Origin of the sequence: Pseudomonas sp. MYb118 (genome assembly GCF_040947875.1) — a bacterium.
Classification (GTDB): Bacteria; Pseudomonadota; Gammaproteobacteria; order Pseudomonadales; family Pseudomonadaceae; genus Aquipseudomonas.
The window spans coordinates 733,729-754,784 of sequence record NZ_JBFRXN010000004.1 but is presented as its reverse complement, the minus strand read 5'-3'; the positions used below and the strand labels follow the sequence as shown (position 1 = coordinate 754,784).

Below are 21,056 nucleotides of genomic sequence, written 5' to 3'. Positions count from 1 at the left end.
GCTATTCGTCCCCGTTGCAGGTGCGTGGCGTCAGGCCCTTTTCCTTGGCGAACGCCGCGGATTTTTCATCGATCAACGGCCGCAGCAAGGCGCGGTCGGCGGCGATCCAGTCGCTGATCAACGTCCAGTTGGCGCCGTCCCACTGCTGCACCCGCGCCGAACCGCCGCCTTCGTGGTCCTTGCATGACAGCTTGAGATTCTGCATCAGGCCCAGGTAGCCCATGTCCTTGAGACGGGCGTCGTCGATGTTCAGGTGCTCCAGGCCCCAGCGCCCTTCTTCACCGTTGAGCGGGCGCTTGCCGAACTTGCCCTGGGCCGTGCGGATCGCTTCCACCGCCACCGCCGCGTTCACCAGGCCGGAGTTGTAGTAGACGCTGCCGAAGTTCTTCAGGTCCTTGAGGTCGCTCTTGCCCTTGTCGAGGATGTATTGCTTGAGGCGCTTGTGGATCTCGAAATCGCTGCCCGCCGGGTATGGCGTCAGCGCCAGGTAGCCCTTGGCGGCAGCGCCGGCCGGCAGCACGTCCTCGCTGGAGCTGGCCCAGATGTCGCCGACGATGTGGTCCACCGGGAAGCCGAAACGCGCCGCCGTCTTGACCGCCACCGGGGTCGACACGCCCCAGGTGCGCAGGAACACCCAATCGGGGTTGAGCTGGCGCACCTGGCGCCATTGCGCCGACTGTTCGTTGCCGGGGTCGGCCACCGGGATCTGGATGTTCTCGAAGCCGTATTTTTCCGCCAGCAGTTTCAACGGGCCAAGGGTTTCCCGACCGTAGGCCGAGTCGTGGTAGACCGTGGCGATCTTCTTGCCCTTGAGCTTGTCGAAACCGCCCTCGCGCTGGGCGATGTAGTTGATCAGGCTCGACGCCTCGCTGTAGAAGGTCAGCATCACCGGGAAGTTGTAGGGGAACACTGTGCCGTCGGTGGCTTCGGTGCGCCCGTAGCCCAGGGTGATCAGCGGGATCTTGTCGACCTCGGCGCGCTCGCTCAGGGCATAGGCCGCCGGGGCGCCGTTGGGTTGGTAGACCGCCACGGGCGCGCCGTCCAGGCCTTTCTTGAAGCGCTCGTAGCACTCGATGCCCTTCTCGGCCGTCCACTCGGTCTCGCATTCCTGCCAGACCAGTTTCACGCCGTTGATCCCGCCTTCCACTTCGTTGATGTAGTTCAGGTAGTCGATCATCCCGGCCCACACCTGCACGCCGCTGGAGGCGTAGGCGCCGACGCGGTAGGTGGCCAGGGGGAAGAACTGCTGGTCGGGTGAGGCCTGGACGACCGGTACCGCACTGGCAAAAACCGCGAGCGTCAGGGCGGCGCCGAGCAAGGAACGTTTCAAGGTTGCACGCATGGTGTCTCTCTAATAGTCAGGGGTCAGGGAAGATTCAGAAGCGCAGCGGCCAGTGGCCGAGGCGTTCGCGCAGGTTGCCGAGCAGGCGAATCAGGCCTTCCGGTTCCTTGATCAGGAACAGGATGATCAGCGCGCCAAAGATGATTTTTTGCAGGTTCTGCAATTGCCCGGCGTCCACCGCACCGCCGAACAGCGCCTGCCCGGCGTGGCTGAGCAGGATCGGCAGGAGACTGATGAACGCGGCGCCGACGAAGTTGCCGGCGATGCTGCCCATGCCACCGATAATGATGATGAACAGGATCTGAAACGAACGATTGATGTCGAAGCTGCTGGCACTGCCGGTGCCCAGGTAGGCGAAGGCCCACAGCGCCCCGGCGATGCCCAGGTAAAACGAGCTGACCGCGAACGCCAGGTGCTTGTAGCGCACCACCGGGATGCCGATCACGGCCGCGGCGGTGTCCATGTCGCGGATCGCCATCCAGTTGCGGCCGATCTGGCTTTTCACCAGGTTCAGCGCCACCCAGGTCAACAGCAGCACTGTGGTCAGGGTCAGCAGGTAGCGGCCCAGCGGCGAGCTGAGGTCATGGCCGCACAGCGCCAGCTTCGGCGCGGAAATGGTCCCGGACGAGCCGTAGTTGTAGAACCACGGAAACTTGACGAACAACCACTCCAGGAAGAACTGCGCCGCCAGGGTGGTGACCATCAGGTAGAAGCCCTTGATCCGCGAGCTGGGCAGGCCGAAGACGAAGCCCACCACGGCGCTGATCAACCCGCCGCCGAGCAAGGCCACCGGCAGGCCCAGTTCCGGCAGGCGCAGCAGGAACCCATAGGTGGCGAACGCCCCCACCGCCATGAACCCCGCAGCACCGACCGAGGTCTGGCCGGTGTAGCCGGTGAGCAGGTTGAGGCCCAGGCCCGCCAGCGACAGCACCAGGAACGGGATCAGGATGGCGTTGAGCCAATAGTCGTTGCCGGCCAGCGGCACCACCACGAAAGCGATCAGCAGCAGCGCGATCAAGGCATAGGGCACACGGCGCTGGGTCAGCAGCACCGGGGCGGTTTCTTGGGTCAGGGAAATCGACATGGTTCAGACTCGCTCGATGGCGCGCTCGCCGAACAGGCCGGCGGGACGGATGTAGAGGAAGGCCAGGGCCAGCACGTAGGCGAACCACGGCGTGATGCCGCCGCCGATCAAAGGGCCGACGTAGACCTCGGCGAGGTTCTCCGCCGCGCCGACGATCAAGCCGCCGACAATGGCCCCGCCAATCGAGGTGAAGCCGCCGATGATCAACACCGGCAAGGCCTTGAGCACCACCAGCGACAGGGAAAACTGCACGCCCTGGCGCGCACCCCAGAGCAGCCCGGCCACCAGCCCGACGATCCCGGCCACGGCCCAGACGATCTGCCAGATGCGGTTGAGGTTGATGCCGATCGACAGCGCGGCGGTGGTGTCGTCCGCCACCGCGCGCAACGACACGCCGATGCGGGTCTTGTTGAACAGCAACGCCAGCACCGTCACCAGGACGATGGCGGCTGCGGCGGCGACCAGGTCGAACTGGCTGACCATCATGCCGGCGATGAACACCGGCACGTCGTCGATGCCCAGGTCCAGCGCCCGCACCTGCGAGCCCATCAGGCCCTGGGCCAGGCCTTCGATGATGAACGACAGCCCCAGCGTGGCCATGAACAGGGTGATCTGCGAACGGTTGACCAACGGGCGCAACACCAGCCGCTCGATCAGCAAGGCGCCGACGATCATCACCAGCACCGTCAGCAGCAGCGCCAGGGCGAACGGCACGCCCTGGTCGTGCAGGCTGACGAAGGTCAGCGCGGCGAACAGCAGCATCGCGCCCTGGGCGAAGTTGAACACGCCGCTGGCCTTGTAGATCAGCACGAAGCCGATGGCAACCAGCGAATACATGGTGCCGGCGAGCAGCCCGCCGAGCAGGGTTTCGAGAAAGAACGCCATCAGTGCACCACTCCCAGATACGCCGCGATCACCTCGGGATTGGCCTGCACCTGGGCCGGTGTGCCGTCGCCGACCTTGCGCCCGTAATCGAGCACCACCACGTGGTCGGACAGGCCCATCACCACGCTCATGTCGTGCTCGATCAACACCACCGTGGTGCCCAGCTCGCGGTTGATGTCGGCGATGAAACGGGCCATGTCCTGTTTCTCCTCGGCGTTCATCCCGGCCATGGGTTCGTCCAGCAACAACAGGCCGGGGCCGGCGATCAATGCACGGCCCAGTTCCACGCGCTTTTGCAGGCCGTAGGACAGGTTGCCCACCGGCACGTCGCGGTGTGCCTGCAGTTCGAGGAATTCGAGAATGCCCTGGGCCTGTCGGCGAAAATCCGCAGCCTCGCGGCGTGCCCGGGGCAGATTCAGCGCCTGCTGGAAAAAGCCGCTGCGCTGGTGCCGCGACAGGCCGGTGAGCAGGTTGTCGATCACGCTCATCTTCTTGAACAGCGCGTTGTTCTGGAACGTGCGGCCGATGCCCTGGCGCGCGGCGTGCAGCGGGTCGATGCGCTTGTACGAGTGTTGTTCGAAGACGATGGCGCCGGCGTCGAAGCGGTACACGCCATTGAGGATGTTGAGCAGCGAACTCTTGCCCGCGCCGTTGGGCCCGATCAGTGCGCAGATCTCGCCACGGCGCACGTCGAACGACAATTGGTTGATGGCTTTGACGCCCTTGAAGGACAGCGAGATGTCACGCACTTGCAGGATGAGGTCGGTCGAGGTCATGCGATGTCCCGTTTGAATTCGTTGAGCCGGGCGAGGTTGTCCGGCCGCGTGCGCGGGGCTTGCCAGATGTCGTGCAGGTGGTGCAGGCCGAGCAGGCGCCGCACCCGTTGCTTGATCAGGCGTTGCAGGCCCTTTTCCGGGCGGGCGATGGCCCAGTCACACAGGCGTCGACGCCAGGTGCCGGGCGCGGCGAGGCGGCTGTCAATTTCCTCGGCCAGCCGTTGCAGGCGTTCGGCCGACAGCAGCAGCCCCGAGGGGGCGACTTCACGGCGGTCGCGGCTGGCGCTGCCGGGGCTTTCCGGGAAAGCCACGGCTTGGCCACTGCCCAGCCATTGCGCGAGCAGCACGGTGAGGCCGCCCTGCCATTGCGTGCCCTCCTCGCTCCACCATTGCGCCTGTGTGCGGCTGGTGCGCAGGCGCTGGGGTGGTTCGCTGGGGCCGAACAGTTCGGCGAAGTCGAGCACGGCTTGGCCGTGGTTGAGCCACAGTTGCCGGGTTTGCCGGCGCGGTACGAAGGCGTGGGTCGGCTGGCTTTGCCAGAGGATCGGGTGCAGGGCCTGGGCGTCGAGGTCATCGCCGATGGCCAGCACCTGCCCGCCCGCCTGCTGCGCGGCCAGGGTCAGCAGCAACAGGTTGGGTTCGAAGGCGCCACTGACGGCCAGCCGCGATTGCTCGGTGAAGCCCTGCTGGCGCAAACCGTCGGCCAGGCGCTCGACGTCGCGCAACACGTCGATCCAGCGCCAGGCATACCACTGGCCGTGGCGCTTGTGGCGCAACGCCGGTTGCAACGGGCTGACCTGCGCCCAATGACGCAACTGCTCCAGCGCCTGGGGCACATCGACCCGCCATTGCGCGATATCCGCCAGCGGCGGTCGCTTGAGTTCGTGCACGCTCATGGATGACCTCCTGTACATGGGCAAAAGCGTGCGGTGGTCCGCTGGGCTGGGTTTGTTCGTCTGCCACCAACCCCTGTAGGAGCGAGCTTGCTCGCGATGGCGATGGGTCAGGCGACATCGGTGTTGGATGTGCTGGCCTCATCGCGAGCAAGCTCGCTCCTACAGGGGATTTGTGGTGTTCATCAATCCTGTGTTCACCACCGGCCCCTGTGGGAGCGGGCTTGCTCGCGATAGCGGTGGGTCAGGCGACATCGGTGTTGGATGTGCTGGCCTCATCGCGAGCAAGCCCGCTCCCACAAGGGGATTTGTGGTGTTCATCAATTCTTTATCCATCTACGGCCCCCTGTAGGAGCGAGCTTGCTCGCGATGGCGGCGGGTCAGGCGACATCGGTGTTGGATGTGCTGGCCTCATCGCGAGCAAGCTCGCTCCTACAGGGGATTTGTGGTGTTCATCAATCCTGCGTTCATCACTGGCCCCTGTGGGAGCGGGCCTGCTCGCGATGGCGGTGGGTCAGGCGACATCAATGTTGAATGTGCTGGCCTCATCGCGAGCAAGCCCGCTCCCACATGGGGATTTTTGGTGCTCATCAATCTTGTGTTCACCCCCGCCCCCCTGTGGGAGCGAGCCTGCTCGCGATGGCGGCGGGTCAGGCGACATCTGTGTTGAAGGTGCCGGCCTCATCGCGAGCATGCTCGCTCCTACAGAGGTCGCGGTAGCCGGCGCCGGGGTGTCCGGGGGCCAGGCGGGGGCCTTGGTTGAAGAGTTTTTCGCGCAGGGTTCCCGGTGTGTATTCGGTCTTGTACACCCCGCGCTTCTGCAACTCCGGCACCAGCAGTTCCACGGCGTCGATGAAGGTTTCATGGGTCAGCGCATAGGCCAGGTTGAAGCCGTCGACATCAGTCTCGTCCACCCACTCCTGGAGCAGGTCGGCCACGGTTTCGGGGCTGCCGACGAACAGCGGGCCGAAGCCGCCGATGCCCACCCAATCAGCCAGTTCATGGGGCGTCCAGACCTTGTTCGGGTCCGCCGTGGAGAAGGCTTCCACCGCCGACTGGATCGCATTGGTGTGCACATGCTTGAGCGGTTCATCAGGCTTGAACCGGCTGAAGTCAATCCCGGTCCAGCCCGAGATCAACGCCATCGCGCCTTCATAGCTGACCCAGCTTTTGTACTCCTCGAACTTGGCCTTGGCCTTGGCGTCGGTCTCGCCGAGGATCACCGTCTGCAGGTTGAAAATCAGGATCTTCGACGGATCGCGCCCGGCCTCGGCGGCACGGCGGCGGATGTCGGCGACGGTTTTCTTCAGCAGCACCTTCGACGGCGCCGCGACGAACACGCATTCGGCATGTTCGGCGGCGAACTGCTTGCCGCGGCTGGATGCACCGGCCTGGTACAACACAGGCGTGCGCTGCGGCGACGGTTCGCACAGGTGAATGCCCGGCACCTGGAAGTGTTTGCCGTGGTGGCGAATCTCGTGGATCTTGCTCGGGTCGCTGAAAATCCGCCGCTCACGATCGCGCAGGATCGCGCCCTCTTCCCAACTGCCTTCCCAGAGTTTGTAGCAAACCTCCAGGTACTCCTCGGCATAGTCGTAGCGGGCATCGTGCTCGGTCTGGGCTTTCTGGCCGAGGTTCTTCGCGCCGCTTTCCAGGTACGAGGTGACGATGTTCCAGCCCGCGCGGCCCTTGGTCAAATGGTCCAGGGTCGATAGCCGGCGGGCGAACGGATACGGATGTTCGAACGACAGCGAGGCAGTCAGGCCAAACCCCAAATGCTCGGTCACCAGCGCCATCGGCGGGATCAGTTGCAGCGGATCGTTGACCGGCACCTGCGCGGCCTGGCGGATCGCCGCGTCACCGTTGCCGTTATAGACGTCGTAGATGCCCAGCACGTCGGCGATAAACAGGCCATCGAACTTGCCGCGCTCGAGAATTTTCGCCAGGTCGGTCCAGTACTCCAGGTCCTTGTACTGCCACGAACGATCGCGCGGATGCGCCCACAAACCCGGGGACTGGTGACCGACGCAGTTCATGTCGAAGGCGTTGAGACGAATTTCACGAGCCATTAAACGGCTTCCTGTGCAGACGGGTGGATGCCGTTGAGGCGGAAGTTGCCGATCAGGTGGCGCTTCCAGCGCAGCGGATCGTGCAGCGAACCGGACAGCACCGTGCGGCGCCCGGTCAGTTCGAATTCGGCATCACTGGCCGTGGCCAGGGCCTCGGCGCTGGCCAGGTCGGATTCGGCCAGCGCGACGCTGATTTCGGTGGCGTCCTTTTCACTGTCGAGCAGGCCCTCGGCACGTTCGAGCAAGGCGGCGGCCACCTCGATGCGGATCTGCACGTCGCCAACGCGGCTGATGACGTACGGGTCCTGCGCAGTCGCGGCCTGCTGGCGAACGAAGCCCAGCGCCGAATCGAGCAGGCTGCGGGCGTGGTGCAGATCATGTTGGCTGCTGGCCAGGGACAGCCTGGCGACAACCGGTTGGGTCAAGGCATTCATCATGAGCTCCTCAGTTCCAGGCGTGGCGCGCAGGCTTGACGCCGTTGAGCAGGTAGTTGCCGATCAGGTGGAATTTCCAGCGCGCCGGATCGTGCAGGGTGTGGGTGCGGGCGTTGCGCCAGTGCCGGTCGAGGTTGTGCTTGCCGAGCACCGAGCGGGTGCCGGCCAGTTCGAACAGCTTGCTGCTGGCAAGCAGGGCAATTTCCGCCGAGAGCACCTTGGCCTGGGCGACCACCACCGAGGCGTGGGCGACGCTGTCCTCGTTGGGATCAAGCAAGGCCGCGTCGATGGCCTGGCCGGCCTTGCGCAGGATCGCTTCGGTGCCGTGGACCCGCCATTCCAGGTCGCCAATCGCGGCGATGGTGAACGGGTCCTGCCAGCCATGATCGTGGCCGCTGTCGATCCACGGCCGCGATTCGCGGGCATAGCGCTTGGTGTCCTCCAGCGCGCCGACGGCGATGCCGGTGTCCACCGCCGCCTGGATGATCTGCGAGATCGGGCCATCGGCGGTGGGTTCATCGAACGCCTTGTGCGCCGGGATCACCGCGCTGAGCGGCACCTGCACCGCGTTCAGGTTCACGCCGCCACTGGCGGTAGTGCGCTGGCCGAAACCGTCCCAGCTGTCGATCACGCTCAGCCCTGGGTTATCGCGCTCGATGAAGGCGATGAAGGCCTGGTTCTGTTCGTTGACCGCCACGGCCGGCACGATGTGGGCGAACAACGCGCCGGTGCAGTAGAACTTCTCGCCGTCGATCTGCGCGGTGTCGCCGTCAAAGCGGATACGGGTCTCGAAGGCCCCGGCGTTCTTGCTCTTGGCTTCCGAGAAGGCGTTGCCGAAGCGGTAACCCTGCAACACCTTGGCGAAGTAGTAGCGCTTCTGCTCCTCGGTGGCGGTTTGCACCAGGATGTCGAGCACGCCGAGGTGGTTCTGCGGGATCTGGCCCAGGGACGAATCGGCGGCCGAGATGATCTTGATCACTTCGGCGACGGTCACGTAGGACACGCCGGCGCCACCGTAGGCCTTGGGCACGGTGATGCCCCACAGGCCGCTGGCGGAAAACTCGTCGAGCTCGGCGACCGGCAAACGCCGTTCGCGATCACGCACGCTGGCCTCGACGGCAAAGCGCGCGGCGAGCTTGTGCGCGACGGCAATCGCCTCCGCATCCGAGCGGATCACATGGGCAGTGCGAGGGGGTTGGGCAGGGGCTGTCATGGGCCGACTCCAGGTTCCGGTGAATGCACCAGGACAATTGCAGGAGTCGTGCCTGAATTTAAATCTGTTCTATTTCAATAGCTTGCGCTTAAAACCTGAGAAACAAGAGGGGAAGCAAACCAGCAAAGTGTCCGTTCGATGTTGGCCAGCCAACAGTTAGATCACCACGTTGCGCACGAACCGCGCCGCCACGTCACCTTCGTTGCGATAGGCATGGGGCTGGTTGCTGGCGAACATGTAGAACTCGCCGGCGGCGATCTGATGTGGGGTGTCACCGAGCATCAGGGTCAGGCAGCCTTCGAACACGTAGATCTGCTCGCTCCAGCCATCGGCGTCCGGCAGCGAGGGGTAGATTTCCCCCGGTTGCAGGCACCACTCCCACTGCTCGACTTCGCGGGTGGCGGTGGCCTTGGACAGCAACACCGCCTTACTGCCGGGGATCGCCCCGGCCCACGCCACTTCGTTGATACGGCTGTGATCGCGCACGTCGGGGGCCTGGATCAGGTCGCTGAACGCCACGTCCAGCGCTTCGGCCACCCGGTCGAGGGTGGTCAGGCTGACGTTCTTCTCGCCGGCCTCGATGGCCACCAGCATGCGCCGGCTGACCCCGGATTTTTCCGCCAGCGCGGTCTGGCTCATGTCGGCGGCATGGCGCAAACGTCGGACGTTCAAACTGACGTGCTGCAGGACCGAGGCCCGTTGCGGAGAATCTTTGTGCACTATATTGCTCACTTGGTGGGGTTGGGCAGTATACTGCGCAACATTCGGCGCATTGTGCGTCGCACTTTTATAGCGTGCAAGATTATGACGTCGTTGAACACCTCCCCACCCTCCTCCCGTTTCCTCAAGCTGAGCAAGGCCGAGTGCGTGCTGGTGCTGATCACCATGGTCTGGGGCGGCACTTTCTTGCTGGTGCAACATGCCATGACCGTCAGCGGTCCGATGTTTTTCGTCGGCCTGCGCTTTGCCGCGGCGGCTTCCATCGTGGCGTTGTTCTCCTGGCGTCACCTGCGCGAGCTGACCCTGTTCGAACTCAAGGCCGGCGCGTTCATCGGCGTGGCGATCATGCTCGGCTACGGCTTGCAGACCGTGGGCCTGCAAACCATCCCCAGCAGCCAGTCGGCGTTTATCACCGCGCTGTACGTGCCTTTTGTACCACTGCTGCAATGGCTGGTGCTGGGCCGCCGGCCAGGGTTGATGCCGAGCATCGGCATCATGCTGGCGTTTACCGGGTTGATGCTGCTGTCGGGGCCGGCGGGGGCGTCGTTCCATTTCAGCGCCGGGGAAATCGCCACGCTGATCAGCGCCATCGCGATCGCTGCGGAAATCATCCTGATCAGCACCTACGCCGGCCAGGTCGATGTGCGCCGGGTGACCGTGGTGCAACTGGCGACCACCTCGGTGCTGTCGTTCCTGATGGTGGTGCCGACCCATGAGGCGATTCCGGACTTCTCCTGGTTCCTGCTGGGCAGCGCCCTCGGGCTGGGCGCCGCCAGCGCGGCTATCCAGGTGGCGATGAACTGGGCGCAGAAGAGCGTCTCGCCGACCCGGGCCACGCTCATCTATGCCGGCGAACCGGTATGGGCCGGGATCGTCGGGCGCATCGCCGGGGAGCGGTTGCCGGCGATTGCACTGCTGGGGGCGGGGTTGATTGTGGCGGCGGTGATTGTCAGTGAACTGAAGACCAAGGGGAAAGCTGGGGTGGTGGATGAGGTTGAGCCGGGGGTGAACCCTCAGGATCTTTAACGCCTGATAGTCAGCCATCGCGAGCAGGCTCGCTCCCACATTGGATTTCCCACATTGGGTTTCCAGTGTTCACAAAACCCCTGTGGGAGCGAGCCTGCTCGCGATGAGGCCAGACCTGCCCCACACATCCCCCCTGAAACAATGCGAACCCTGACTTTTCCTACTACTTTGTAGGATTCTGCCACAGCTTGGCGTTTGGCGATCCGGGAACTGGCACGTATGATGCTTCACAAATCTCCGCAGATTAGAAGCCTATGTCCCTGATAGTTCTACTGCTTCTGCCCTTTGTCGGCAGTTGTCTGGCAGCCGTGCTGCCGCACAACGCGCGTAATACCGAATCGTTGCTCGCGGGCCTCGTGGCCCTGGTCGGCACGATCCAGGTCGCGCTCCTGTACCCGCAGATCGCCGACGGCGGGGTCATTCGCGAAGAATTCCTCTGGTTGCCCAGCCTGGGCCTGAACTTCGTCCTGCGCATGGACGGGTTCGCCTGGCTGTTCTCGATGCTGGTGCTGGGCATCGGCACGCTGGTGTCGCTGTACGCCCGTTACTACATGTCGCCGCAAGACCCGGTGCCGCGTTTCTTCGCCTTTTTCCTGGCGTTCATGGGCGCCATGCTCGGCCTGGTGATCTCCGGCAACCTGATTCAGATCGTGTTCTTCTGGGAGCTGACCAGCCTCTTCTCGTTCCTGTTGATCGGCTACTGGCACCACCGCGCTGATGCCCGGCGCGGCGCCTACATGGCGTTGATGGTCACCGGTGCCGGAGGTTTGTGCCTGCTGGCGGGGGTGATGCTGCTCGGCCATGTCGTCGGCAGCTATGACTTGGACAAGGTCCTGGCCGCCGGCGATCTGATTCGTGCCCATGCCCTCTACCCCATCTTGCTTCCCCTGATCCTCATCGGCGCCCTGAGCAAAAGCGCGCAGTTCCCCTTCCACTTCTGGCTGCCCCACGCCATGGCGGCGCCCACGCCGGTCTCGGCCTACCTGCACTCGGCGACCATGGTCAAGGCCGGGGTGTTCCTGCTGGCACGGCTGTGGCCATCGCTGTCGGGCAGTGAAGAATGGTTCTACATCGTCAGCGGGGCCGGCGCCGCCACCCTGCTGCTCGGCGCCTACTGCGCGATGTTCCAGAACGACCTCAAGGGCCTGCTGGCCTACTCGACCATCAGCCACCTGGGCCTGATCACCCTGCTGCTGGGCCTCAACAGCCCGCTGGCCGCCGTGGCCGCAGTGTTCCACATTCTCAACCACGCCACCTTCAAGGCCTCGCTGTTCATGGCCGCCGGCATCGTCGACCACGAAAGCGGCACCCGCGACATCCGCAAGCTCAGCGGCCTGTTCCGCCTGATCCCGTTCACCGCCACCCTGGCCATGGTCGCCAGCGCCTCGATGGCCGGCGTGCCGCTGCTCAACGGCTTCCTGTCCAAGGAAATGTTCTTCGCCGAAACCGTGTTCATCAACGCCACCGCCTGGGTCGAGATGACACTGCCGATCGTGGCCACCATCGCCGGGATGTTCAGCGTCGCCTACTCGCTGCGCTTCACCGTCGATGTGTTCTTCGGCCCCACCGCCACCGACCTGCCGCACACCCCGCACGAGCCGCCGCGCTGGATGCGTGCGCCGGTGGAACTGCTGGTGTTCACCTGCCTGATCGTGGGGATCTTCCCGGCCCAGGTGGTCGGCTCGATCCTCGCGGCCGCCGCCCTGCCGGTGGTCGGCGGCACCCTGCCCGAATACAGTCTGGCGATCTGGCACGGCCTGAACGCGCCGATGATCATGAGCCTGATCGCCATGTCCGGCGGTGTGGTGCTGTACCTGCTGCTGCGTAACCAGTTCCGCCACGGGCGCTTCAAATACCCGCCGATTGTGGGCCGGTTCAACGGCAAGCGCCTGTTCGAGCGCAGCCTGGTGGTGATGATGCGCCTGGCCCGCCGCCTGGAACGACGGATCAGCACCAAGCGCCTGCAAAGCCAATTGTTCCTGATGGTGCTCGCCGCCGTGCTGGCCGGGCTGATCCCGATGCTGCACAGCCACCTGAGCTGGGGCGACCGGCCGAAGATTCCCGGCTCCATCGTCTTCGTCACCCTGTGGCTACTGGCGATCGCCTGTGCCCTGGGCGCGGCGTGGCAGGCCAAGTATCACCGGCTGGCGGCCCTGACCATGGTCAGCGTCTGCGGGCTGATGACCTGCATCACCTTCGTCTGGTTCTCTGCCCCGGACCTGGCCCTTACGCAACTGGTGGTCGAAGTGGTGACCACGGTGCTGATCCTGCTGGGCCTGCGCTGGCTGCCGCGCCGGATCGAAGAGGTGTCGCCGCTGCCGAGCAGCCTGCGCAATGCGCGCATCCGCCGTCTGCGCGACCTGTTGCTGTCGATCGTCGTCGGTGGCGGCATGGCGCTGCTGTCCTACGCGATGCTGACCCGGCAGACGCCCAACGATATCTCGTCGTTCTACCTCAGCCGCGCCCTGCCCGAAGGCGGCGGCAGCAACGTGGTCAACGTCATGCTGGTGGACTTCCGTGGCTTCGATACCCTGGGTGAGATCACCGTGCTGGTGGCCGTGGCACTGACCGTGTTCGCCCTGCTGCGCCGCTTCCGCCCGCCGAAGGAAAGCCTGCAATTGCCGACCCAGCAACGCCTGCTGGCACCCGACGTGGTCACCGACCTGGTCAACCCGCGCCAGGCCAGCGACACCGCGCTGGGCTTCATGATGGTGCCGGCGGTGCTGGTGCGCCTGCTGCTGCCGATTGCCTTCGTGGTGTCGATCTACCTGTTCATGCGCGGCCACAACCAACCCGGCGGCGGCTTCGTCGCGGGGCTGGTGATGTCGGTGGCGTTCATCCTGCAATACATGGTCGCCGGCACCCAGTGGGTCGAGGCGCAAATGAGCCTGCGGCCACTGCGCTGGATGGGCACCGGGCTGCTGTTCGCCACGGTCACGGGCCTGGGCGCGATGGCGGTGGGTTACCCGTTCCTGACCACCCACACCTGGCACTTCTCGCTGCCGCTGCTGGGTGACCTGCACCTGGCCAGCGCGTTGTTCTTCGACATAGGCGTGTACTCGGTGGTGGTCGGCTCGACCCTGTTGATCCTCACCGCCCTCGCCCACCAATCGGTCCGCGGCCACAAGACCGCGGCCCTGCCCAGATCCGTCGCCAGCAAAGGAGCCGTCTGATGGAAGAAGTCATCGCAATCGCCATCGGCGTCCTGGCCGCGTCCGGCGTCTGGCTGATCCTGCGGCCGCGGACGTTTCAGGTGGTGATGGGCCTGTGCCTGCTGTCCTACGGGGTCAACCTGTTCATCTTCAGCATGGGCAGCCTGTTCATCGGCAAGGAACCGATCATCAAGGACGGCGTGCCCCAGGACCTGCTGCACTACACCGACCCGTTGCCCCAGGCGCTGGTCCTCACCGCCATCGTCATCAGCTTCGCCATGACCGCGCTGTTCCTCGTGGTGCTGCTGGCGTCGCGCGGCCTGACCGGCACCGACCATGTGGATGGCCGGGAGCCTAAAGAATGAATGTGATGACGCACCTGATCGCCGCGCCGATCCTGCTGCCGCTGCTGACGGCGGCGATCATGCTGATGCTGGGGGAAAAACACCGGCCATTGAAGGCACGCATCAACCTGTTCTCCAGCCTGTTGGGCCTGGGCATTTCCGTGCTGTTGCTGCAATGGACGCAAACCACCGGCGTACCCGGCTCCATCGGCGTGTACCTGCCGGGCAACTGGCAGGCGCCGTTCGGCATCGTGCTGGTGGTCGATCGCCTGTCGGCGCTGATGCTGGTACTGACCGGGATCATCGGCGTCAGCGCGCTGATCTTCGCCCTGGCGCGCTGGGACCGTGCCGGTTCGAGCTTCCACGCGCTGTTCCAGATCCAGTTGATGGGCCTGTATGGCGCCTTCCTGACCGCCGACCTGTTCAACCTGTTCGTGTTCTTCGAGGTGCTGCTGGCCGCTTCCTACGGCCTGCTGCTGCACGGCTCGGGGCGGGCGCGGGTGTCGTCGGGGCTGCATTACATCTCGATCAACCTGCTGGCCTCGTCGCTGTTCCTGATTGGCGCGGCCCTGATCTACGGCGTCACCGGCACCCTGAACATGGCTGACCTGGCGCTGAAGATCCCGCTGGTGCCGGAGGCCGACCGAGGCCTGTTGCATGCAGGCGCAGCGATCCTCGCGGTGGCTTTCCTGGCCAAGGCCGGCATGTGGCCGCTGAACTTCTGGCTGGTGCCGGCCTATTCCTCGGCGAGCGCGCCAGTGGCGGCGATGTTCGCGATCATGACCAAGGTCGGCGTCTACACCCTGCTGCGCCTGTGGACCCTGCTGTTCTCCGGTCAGGCCGGTGCGTCGGCCTACTTCGGTGGCGACTGGCTGATCTACGGCGGCATGGCGAGCATCGTCTGCGCGGGCGTGGCGATCATCGCCGCGCAACGCCTGGAGCGCATGGCCAGCCTGAGCATCCTGGTGTCGGCCGGCATCCTGCTGGCAGCCATCGGCTTTGGCCAACCGAGCCTGATCGCCGCCGCGTTGTTCTACCTGGTCAGCTCGACCCTGGCGTTGAGCGCGCTGTTCTTGCTCGCCGAGTTGATCGAGCGGTCGCGCTCAGCCAATGAAATGCCGCTGGACGACGGCGACGAGCTGATGCCGCGGCCGATGGAATCGCTGCAACCGCCCAAGGGCATCAACCTCGACGACGAGCAGAAAGCCGTGGTCGGCCAGGTGATCCCCTGGACCATGGCGTTCCTGGGCCTGAGCTTCATCGCCTGCGCGCTGCTGATCATCGGCATGCCGCCGCTGTCCGGGTTCATCGGCAAGCTGGGGTTGCTCAGTGCGCTGCTCAATCCGCAGGGCCTGGGCCAGGCCAGTGATGCGCCGGTGTCTGGCGCCGCGTGGGCCTTGCTGGTGTTGCTGATCCTGTCCGGGCTGGCGTCGCTGATCGCGTTCTCGCGCCTCGGCGTGCAGCGCTTCTGGAGCCCCGAGGAACGCCCCTCGCCCCTGCTGCGCCGCTTCGAGTGCATCCCGATCATCGCCCTGCTGGGCCTGAGCATTGCCCTGACCTTCAAGGCTGAACCACTGATGCGCTACACCCAGGCCGCTGCCGAGGCGCTGAACCATCCGCAGCAATACGTGATGGCGGTGCTCGGCACCCGCGCGGTGCCCAGCCCCGAAGCCCAGTCAGCGGTCGCGGAGGTGCAACCATGAGTCGTCTGTTTCCGGCACCCTGGCTGTCGCTGGCGTTGTGGTTGTTGTGGCTGGTGCTGAACCTGTCGATCAGCCCCGGCAACCTGCTGCTGGGCGCGGCCCTGGGGTTCTGCGCGCCGCTGATGATGCGCAAGCTGCGGCCACTGCCGATCCGTATCCGCAAACCCGGGGTGATCCTGCGCCTGTTCCTGATCGTCGGGCGCGACGTGCTGATCTCCAACCTGCTGGTCGCCTGGGGCGTCTTGACCATGGGCCGCCGCGCGCCGCGCTCAGGTTTCATCAAGGTGCCGCTGGACTTGCGCGACGCCAACGGCCTGGCGGCGCTGGCGATGATCTGCACCGTGGTGCCCGGCACCGTCTGGTCGGAACTGGCGCTGGATCGCAGCATCCTGCTGCTGCACGTGTTCGACTTGGATGACGAAGCGCTGTTCATCGAGCATTTCAAGACTACCTACGAGCAGCCCTTGATGGAGATCTTCGAATGAGTGCATTGCTGTCCAATGCGATTCTCTTGAGCCTGTTCCTGTTTTCCCTGGCGATGGTCCTGACCCTGACCCGCCTGTTCAAGGGCCCCTCGGCCCAGGACCGGGTACTGGCGCTGGATTACCTGTACATCACCGCGATGCTGATGATGCTCACCCTGGGAATTCGTTATGCCAGTGACACCTACTTCGAAGCAGCGCTGCTGATCGCACTGTTCGGCTTCGTCGGCTCGTTTGCCCTGGCCAAATTCCTCCTGCGTGGCGAGGTGATCGAATGAACGCTGAACTGTCTCTATGGGTGGAAATCCCAGTGGCGATCCTGCTGGTGCTCAGCGGCGTGTTTGCCCTGATCGGCGCCGTGGGCCTGGTGCGAATGAAAGATTACTTCCAACGCATGCACCCACCGGCCCTGGCCTCAACCCTGGGCGCGTGGTTCGTCGCACTGGCGTCGATCATCTACTTCTCGGCACTCAAATCCGGGCCCGTGCTGCATGCCTGGCTGATTCCAATCCTGCTCGCAATCACCGTACCCGTCACCACCCTGCTGCTGGCGCGGGTGGCACTGTTTCGCAAGCGCATGGCAGGGGATGATGTGCCGGCTGAGGTGAGTAGCCGCAGGACAGAAACCGGGGGTTGAATTCCCGCCGCCCCGATCCCTGTAGGAGCGAGCTCGCTCCTACAGAAACAGAACAGAAACAGAACCGCGATCCCACAGGCGCCACAGATTGCCCCGTCGGCAGGCCGAGTGGAGGTTCTGCGCAGTGGGCAACCCGGCAAGGATGCCGGGTTAGCCGCCCTCGGCCAAGGATGGCCGATGGCGGCGGGCCCACGGAGCAGGACCGGAGCGAGGGAACCCGGAGCGCCAGCGAAGGGCCGTACGTCAGGGGCGGGGCGTTTTGGTTACTTTGGCGCGACAAAGTAACCCGCCGTAAGGGCGGAACCTTAAGCAGCCGTTATCGCAGAAACGGATATGTACACCGGAAGGCCGCCATCGCGAGCAAGCTCGCTCCTACAGAGCCCCAAAGTCACCCGCCGTAAGGGCGGAACCTTGAGCGGCCGTTACCGCAGAAACGGATATGTACACCCGTAAGGCCGCCATCGCGGGCAAGCCCGCTCCCACAGAGTCACCCGCCGTAAGGGCGGAACCTTACGCGGCCGTGGCCGCAGCACCGGATATGTACACCGTAAGACCGCCATCGCGAGCAGGCTCGCTCCCACAGGAACCCCATCGTACCTGTAGGAGCGAGTTTACTCGCGATGGTGGTCAACGATAACGCAGGCAGCCTGATACCCCGCGGTGCCCCGACGTCCATCGCGAGCAAGCTCGCTCCTACAGGGATTGGCCTCAGACCCAGGCCACTGCCAACAGCCCTGAACCCAGCCCCACACACAAGGGCGAATACACCCAGGTATCGAGCCGGGCGAATTTCGAATCCTTGATTTCCTTGAAGAACCCCACCAACTCAGAATCACCGATCGCCCGGGCGAACAGCAGAATGGCGATGGCGCTGATCACCCACTGCAACGACCGATGATGCACCAGCGGCACCCACCAGCCCACCCGCATACACACCAGCAAAGCGATCATCAGCAGAGCGGCGGCCACCAGCAGGGTCACCCAGCCTTGCGGCTTGAAGGCCGGCCGCAAGCGACGGCTGCCCTCCTCCGGAACCTGGGGAACAACGGCCAACATCGCCCACTCGCCACCCAGCCCCCAATACACATGTACCAAACTGATCACTGCAAATATCGTCACCAGCCATTGAGCCAACGCAAGGGTCATGGTTGAAGATCCTTGAAAGAGATTTGGACAGAATCATCCTAGTTGGCATTTTTCGATGTGCATGACCGCTCGGCGCAGGGTTGGATTTTTGGGGGATGTTAAAAGCAAAAGCTCGCGAGCAGGCTCGCTCCCACAGGGGATCTCCAGTGTTGAAGAGATCCTTTGTGGGAGCGAGCCTGCTCGCGAGCTTTTGCTGTGGATCAGCACATCATTGAAGGCCAGCCACCACCTTGTCCGCCACCTCCTTCGGCACCCAGGCCTGCCACACCTCGGGGTGGGCCTTCATGAACTCCTGCGCTGCCTGGCGTGGCGGGGTGTGTTTTTCGCTCATGTCGGCCAGGGCCTTGTTCAACGGGTCGATGGGGAAATCGACCTTGCTGAAGAACTCGGCAATCTGCGGGTACTGTTTCTGGAACGGCGTTGACACGCCAATCGACAGCTTCGAAGCCAGCGAACGGGTGGGTTTCGGATTGGGGTTGTCGGCGTCGGTCAGGGTTTTCCAGGCCTCGGCGTCGAATGGGGGCTCTTCCAGCTGGATCAGCTTGAAGCGTCCGAGTAATGGCGTTGGCGACCAGTAATAGAACAGCACCGGCTTGCCGCGACGGATCGACGAACTGATCTCGGCATCCAGCGCCGCCCCCGAGCCGCTGCGGAAGTTGGTGTAGCTGTCTTCCAGGCCATAGGCCTTGAGCTTCTGTTTGTTCACCACCTCGGACGTCCAGCCGATCGGGCTGTTGAGGAAGCGGCCCTTGCCGGGGGCTTCCGGGTCGCTGAACACGCCTTTGTACTTGGGCAGGTCAGTGACGCTGCGCAGGTCCGGCGCCATGGGCTTGATGCCCTTCGCCGGGTCGCCCTTGATCACGTACTCCGGCACCCACCAGCCTTCGGTCGCGCCCTTGACCGTATCGCCGAGGCTGACCACCTTGCCTTCGGCCTCGGCCTTGACCCATACCGGGCTGCGCCCGGCCCACTCTTCGCCGATGACCTGAATGTCGTTGTTGGCCAGCGCGGTTTCCAGGGTGATGGTAGTGCCCGGCAGCGTATCGGTCGGCAGGCCGTAGCCTTTCTCGACGATGACCCGCAGGATGTCGGTGATCAGGCTGCCGCTCTCCCAGTTCAGATCGGCGAAGTGGATCGGCGCCTGTGCCGCAGATACCGCAGGGGACGAAACCAGACCGCAAGTAGCCGCCACAGTGACCAGGCCAGCAGCCAGTAACCGTCGAAATCCGTTCATGCTTTTGCACCTCGTGCTGTTCACAGCAATAGCAGGATGGCCTGATAAAAGACCGCGAGCCTCAAAGTACTCAGTCAACTGACTGTAGTAGAGGTTCCTGCTTTCGAGGGGGACGGGCTAATTTTCGGAAGTTTCCTGCAAACGTGCCAGCTCTCGCCTGACCATGCTCGCGTACTCCGCCGGGCGCAGCGTGTAGATCTGCGACGCCACCCAACCGAGCCAGGCGCCCTGCAACACGGCCTTCTGCTCGAACAGCCGAAGCGCCTCGGCCTGGGCGTCGGCCAGATGCTGTTCGTGGAACTCGGCGCGGCTCACTCGCTGGCCTTGAACGTCACCAGCTCACCCTTGCGCCACTTGGCGGCCTTGGCCGTCACGGCCTTGAGGGTCTTGGTCAGACCTTCCTGAAGCTGTTGATGGGCGGCAAACACGGTGACCGCGCTGTGACCTTCCCTGAACACGATGCCTTCCCCGTCGGCGGTGGTCACGAAGGCGTAGTCGCCAATGCCATAGACGGTCAGTTTGATTTCGCGAAACCTGATTTCCAGCTTGCCGCCTTCGCGGCTGGGCAGCACCGAAGCGCTGAAATGATCGCCGACCTTGAGCTTCAGGCCGGGCTTGTCATCCACCACCAGCGCCGATTCGGTATCGAGCTCGGCGACGTAGATGCCTTCAGCGTTCTGTTCAGTGATGTAGACGAAACGTGACTGGAACTGTTTAACCAACTTCGCGCGCAGGTCACCCAGCACGAATAAAGCATGCATATCGAGATTACTTACTGCCAAGGACACATCCCCACATTTGAAAATGATGCTGCACACACCAGGACAGCGCACAGCAGAAAAAAGCGGCAATGCCGAAAGTCGTAGCCAAAGGATCCAGGCGAAGTCCGAAAACGAGTAAAGGCTCATTCATCGCGAGCGGTGAAAAGACTAATGGAAGGCCACTCGCGTCGTCTTGCCAGGTATTCATCAGAAGCTGAAGGAAATCGCCCTTCTGATTGAAAGAAAAACGGGATTACTAACCTTAGGGAAAAAACGCTGCAAGAAAAGCACTTTTCCGACATATCGCCTGCAAAAAATTGCTTTAGATAATCGTCAATCACCCATCGGTGACCGTGATTCTAGAGCAGCGACGCTCACCGAGACCAGCCATAACGCCGTACACACGTCGGCAAACCCATGAAAAGGACTTCATATGTGCACCCTGACACACTTCGTAGCGCACACCCGAGACCCATCGACACTGCACTCCGCGCTGTTCCTGCCCCCTGAGTTCCCTGGGGACGAGCCTGCTTCACCGCGATTCCAGGTGGTACTGGCCGGTAATGCCTTCTTCCATATCAAGGAGATTTCGACGGGACACGTCAGAGGTTTCCGCAGTAATCACAATGAAGCCTGTGCGCTCGCCCGGGCACTTGAATCCGACACGTGAGATCCCTGAGCCGGCAGATCGTTTCGAACTCCTGAAGCGCGGCTGCCTCAGATGTCATGCAGCTGCACTTTCCACTTTGCAACCGAGCGATCAGCAAGGAGATAACGATGGACTCACCCACCCATGACCTCACCGGCCTGTTCGATCAACTGGGCCTGGACTCCAGCGAACGAGCCATCGACGGCTTCATCGCCAGCCATTCGCCGCTGCCCGATGATGTCAAACTCATCGACGCCGACTTCTGGACACCGCAGCAAGCCGCTTTCCTCAAGGAACAACTGCGCGTAGACGCCGACTGGGCGCGGGTGGTCGACGAACTCAACCTGCGAATGCATCAAGCCCGGTAATGTGATCTCTGTAGGAGCGAGCATGTCGAGGCGTCGAACCGTCGCGATGGTGGCCCAGGCACCGCAGCGTGTCAGATTACCCGCATCATCGTTGACGACCATCGCGAGCAGGCTCGCTCCCACAGGTGGGATCACACC

22 protein-coding genes are annotated in these 21,056 nt (G+C 63.8%); 9 read left to right on the top strand and 13 right to left on the bottom strand.

The features are described 5' to 3' along the window. Position 1 precedes the first annotated feature (1 nt). From ABVN20_RS29510 to ABVN20_RS29470, 9 genes are all read right to left on the bottom strand, one after another. Complete coding sequence (locus tag ABVN20_RS29510) at positions 2-1,342, bottom strand: ABC transporter substrate-binding protein (protein WP_368559317.1); 1,341 nt, start codon at positions 1,340-1,342, stop codon at positions 2-4. 34 nt (positions 1,343-1,376) lie between these two features. Then, positions 1,377-2,426, bottom strand: a complete 1,050-nt coding sequence (locus ABVN20_RS29505) for a branched-chain amino acid ABC transporter permease (protein ID WP_368559316.1) — start codon at positions 2,424-2,426, stop codon at positions 1,377-1,379. 3 nt (positions 2,427-2,429) lie between these two features. Beyond that, on the bottom strand, positions 2,430-3,311 hold the full coding sequence (locus ABVN20_RS29500) for a branched-chain amino acid ABC transporter permease (RefSeq protein ID WP_368559315.1): 882 nt from the start codon (positions 3,309-3,311) through the stop codon (positions 2,430-2,432). Continuing rightward, positions 3,311-4,087 carry an ABC transporter ATP-binding protein gene (locus tag ABVN20_RS29495; protein ID WP_368559314.1) on the bottom strand — a complete coding sequence of 259 codons (777 nt, stop codon included), beginning with the start codon at positions 4,085-4,087 and terminating at the stop codon, positions 3,311-3,313. Before ABVN20_RS29495 ends, ABVN20_RS29500 begins: the two co-directional genes overlap by 1 nt. Continuing rightward, positions 4,084-4,983 carry an AMP-binding protein gene (locus ABVN20_RS29490; RefSeq protein ID WP_368559312.1) on the bottom strand — a complete coding sequence of 300 codons (900 nt, stop codon included), beginning with the start codon at positions 4,981-4,983 and terminating at the stop codon, positions 4,084-4,086. Before ABVN20_RS29490 ends, ABVN20_RS29495 begins: the two co-directional genes overlap by 4 nt. 647 nt (positions 4,984-5,630) lie before the next feature. Next, positions 5,631-7,049, bottom strand: coding sequence for an LLM class flavin-dependent oxidoreductase (locus ABVN20_RS29485; RefSeq protein ID WP_368559311.1), 1,419 nt, complete (start codon positions 7,047-7,049; stop codon positions 5,631-5,633). Next, positions 7,049-7,483 carry an acyl-CoA dehydrogenase gene (locus tag ABVN20_RS29480; protein WP_368559310.1) on the bottom strand — a complete coding sequence of 145 codons (435 nt, stop codon included), beginning with the start codon at positions 7,481-7,483 and terminating at the stop codon, positions 7,049-7,051. Before ABVN20_RS29480 ends, ABVN20_RS29485 begins: the two co-directional genes overlap by 1 nt. Before the next feature lie 10 nt (positions 7,484-7,493). Further along, complete coding sequence (locus ABVN20_RS29475) at positions 7,494-8,696, bottom strand: SfnB family sulfur acquisition oxidoreductase (protein ID WP_368559309.1); 1,203 nt, start codon at positions 8,694-8,696, stop codon at positions 7,494-7,496. A 156-nt stretch (positions 8,697-8,852) separates the two neighbouring features. Then, entirely contained in the window at positions 8,853-9,416 is a 564-nt protein-coding gene (locus ABVN20_RS29470; RefSeq protein ID WP_368559308.1) for a helix-turn-helix domain-containing protein, read from the bottom strand. On the opposite strand from ABVN20_RS29470, the gene ABVN20_RS29465 reads away from it, so the two are divergent. The 7 genes from ABVN20_RS29465 to ABVN20_RS29435 all read left to right on the top strand — a co-directional run bounded on the left by ABVN20_RS29465 (position 9,411) and on the right by ABVN20_RS29435 (position 16,760). Beyond that, on the top strand, positions 9,411-10,442 hold the full coding sequence (locus ABVN20_RS29465; RefSeq protein WP_368559307.1) for a DMT family transporter: 1,032 nt from the start codon (positions 9,411-9,413) through the stop codon (positions 10,440-10,442). The two genes, ABVN20_RS29470 and ABVN20_RS29465, sit on opposite strands and share 6 nt — an antisense overlap. 254 nt (positions 10,443-10,696) lie before the next feature. Then, a complete protein-coding gene (locus ABVN20_RS29460) occupies positions 10,697-13,615 on the top strand; it encodes a monovalent cation/H+ antiporter subunit A (protein ID WP_368559306.1) in 2,919 nt (972 codons plus the stop codon). Further along, entirely contained in the window at positions 13,615-13,959 is a 345-nt protein-coding gene (locus tag ABVN20_RS29455; RefSeq protein WP_007986256.1) for a Na+/H+ antiporter subunit C, read from the top strand. Before ABVN20_RS29460 ends, ABVN20_RS29455 begins: the two co-directional genes overlap by 1 nt. Further along, the gene (locus ABVN20_RS29450) at positions 13,956-15,641 is read left to right on the top strand and encodes a monovalent cation/H+ antiporter subunit D (protein WP_368559305.1); all 1,686 of its coding nucleotides are present in this window, start codon (positions 13,956-13,958) and stop codon (positions 15,639-15,641) included. The genes ABVN20_RS29455 and ABVN20_RS29450 overlap by 4 nt, the downstream gene beginning before the upstream one ends. Next, on the top strand, positions 15,638-16,126 hold the full coding sequence (locus tag ABVN20_RS29445; protein ID WP_368559303.1) for a Na+/H+ antiporter subunit E: 489 nt from the start codon (positions 15,638-15,640) through the stop codon (positions 16,124-16,126). The genes ABVN20_RS29450 and ABVN20_RS29445 overlap by 4 nt, the downstream gene beginning before the upstream one ends. Then, a complete protein-coding gene (locus ABVN20_RS29440; RefSeq protein ID WP_368559301.1) occupies positions 16,123-16,401 on the top strand; it encodes a K+/H+ antiporter subunit F in 279 nt (92 codons plus the stop codon). Before ABVN20_RS29445 ends, ABVN20_RS29440 begins: the two co-directional genes overlap by 4 nt. Further along, positions 16,398-16,760, top strand: a complete 363-nt coding sequence (locus ABVN20_RS29435) for a Na+/H+ antiporter subunit G (RefSeq protein ID WP_368559299.1) — start codon at positions 16,398-16,400, stop codon at positions 16,758-16,760. Before ABVN20_RS29440 ends, ABVN20_RS29435 begins: the two co-directional genes overlap by 4 nt. 708 nt (positions 16,761-17,468) lie before the next feature. Here ABVN20_RS29435 and ABVN20_RS29430 read toward each other — a convergent pair. The 4 genes from ABVN20_RS29430 to ABVN20_RS29415 all read right to left on the bottom strand — a co-directional run bounded on the left by ABVN20_RS29430 (position 17,469) and on the right by ABVN20_RS29415 (position 19,901). Continuing rightward, complete coding sequence (locus tag ABVN20_RS29430; protein ID WP_368559298.1) at positions 17,469-17,906, bottom strand: DUF3995 domain-containing protein; 438 nt, start codon at positions 17,904-17,906, stop codon at positions 17,469-17,471. A 208-nt stretch (positions 17,907-18,114) separates the two neighbouring features. After that, the gene (locus tag ABVN20_RS29425) at positions 18,115-19,140 is read right to left on the bottom strand and encodes an ABC transporter substrate-binding protein (protein ID WP_368559297.1); all 1,026 of its coding nucleotides are present in this window, start codon (positions 19,138-19,140) and stop codon (positions 18,115-18,117) included. Positions 19,141-19,257: 117 nt separating this feature from the next. Further along, complete coding sequence (locus ABVN20_RS29420) at positions 19,258-19,455, bottom strand: hypothetical protein (protein ID WP_368559296.1); 198 nt, start codon at positions 19,453-19,455, stop codon at positions 19,258-19,260. Beyond that, positions 19,452-19,901, bottom strand: a complete 450-nt coding sequence (locus tag ABVN20_RS29415) for a hypothetical protein (RefSeq protein ID WP_368559295.1) — start codon at positions 19,899-19,901, stop codon at positions 19,452-19,454. Before ABVN20_RS29415 ends, ABVN20_RS29420 begins: the two co-directional genes overlap by 4 nt. Before the next feature lie 433 nt (positions 19,902-20,334). Here ABVN20_RS29415 and ABVN20_RS29410 point away from each other — a divergent pair, with 433 nt between their 5' ends. Both ABVN20_RS29410 and ABVN20_RS29405 read left to right on the top strand, forming a co-directional pair. Continuing rightward, positions 20,335-20,571 carry a hypothetical protein gene (locus ABVN20_RS29410; protein ID WP_368559294.1) on the top strand — a complete coding sequence of 79 codons (237 nt, stop codon included), beginning with the start codon at positions 20,335-20,337 and terminating at the stop codon, positions 20,569-20,571. A 107-nt stretch (positions 20,572-20,678) separates the two neighbouring features. Continuing rightward, complete coding sequence (locus ABVN20_RS29405; protein ID WP_368559293.1) at positions 20,679-20,918, top strand: DUF2789 domain-containing protein; 240 nt, start codon at positions 20,679-20,681, stop codon at positions 20,916-20,918. Positions 20,919-21,056: the final 138 nt, after the last annotated feature.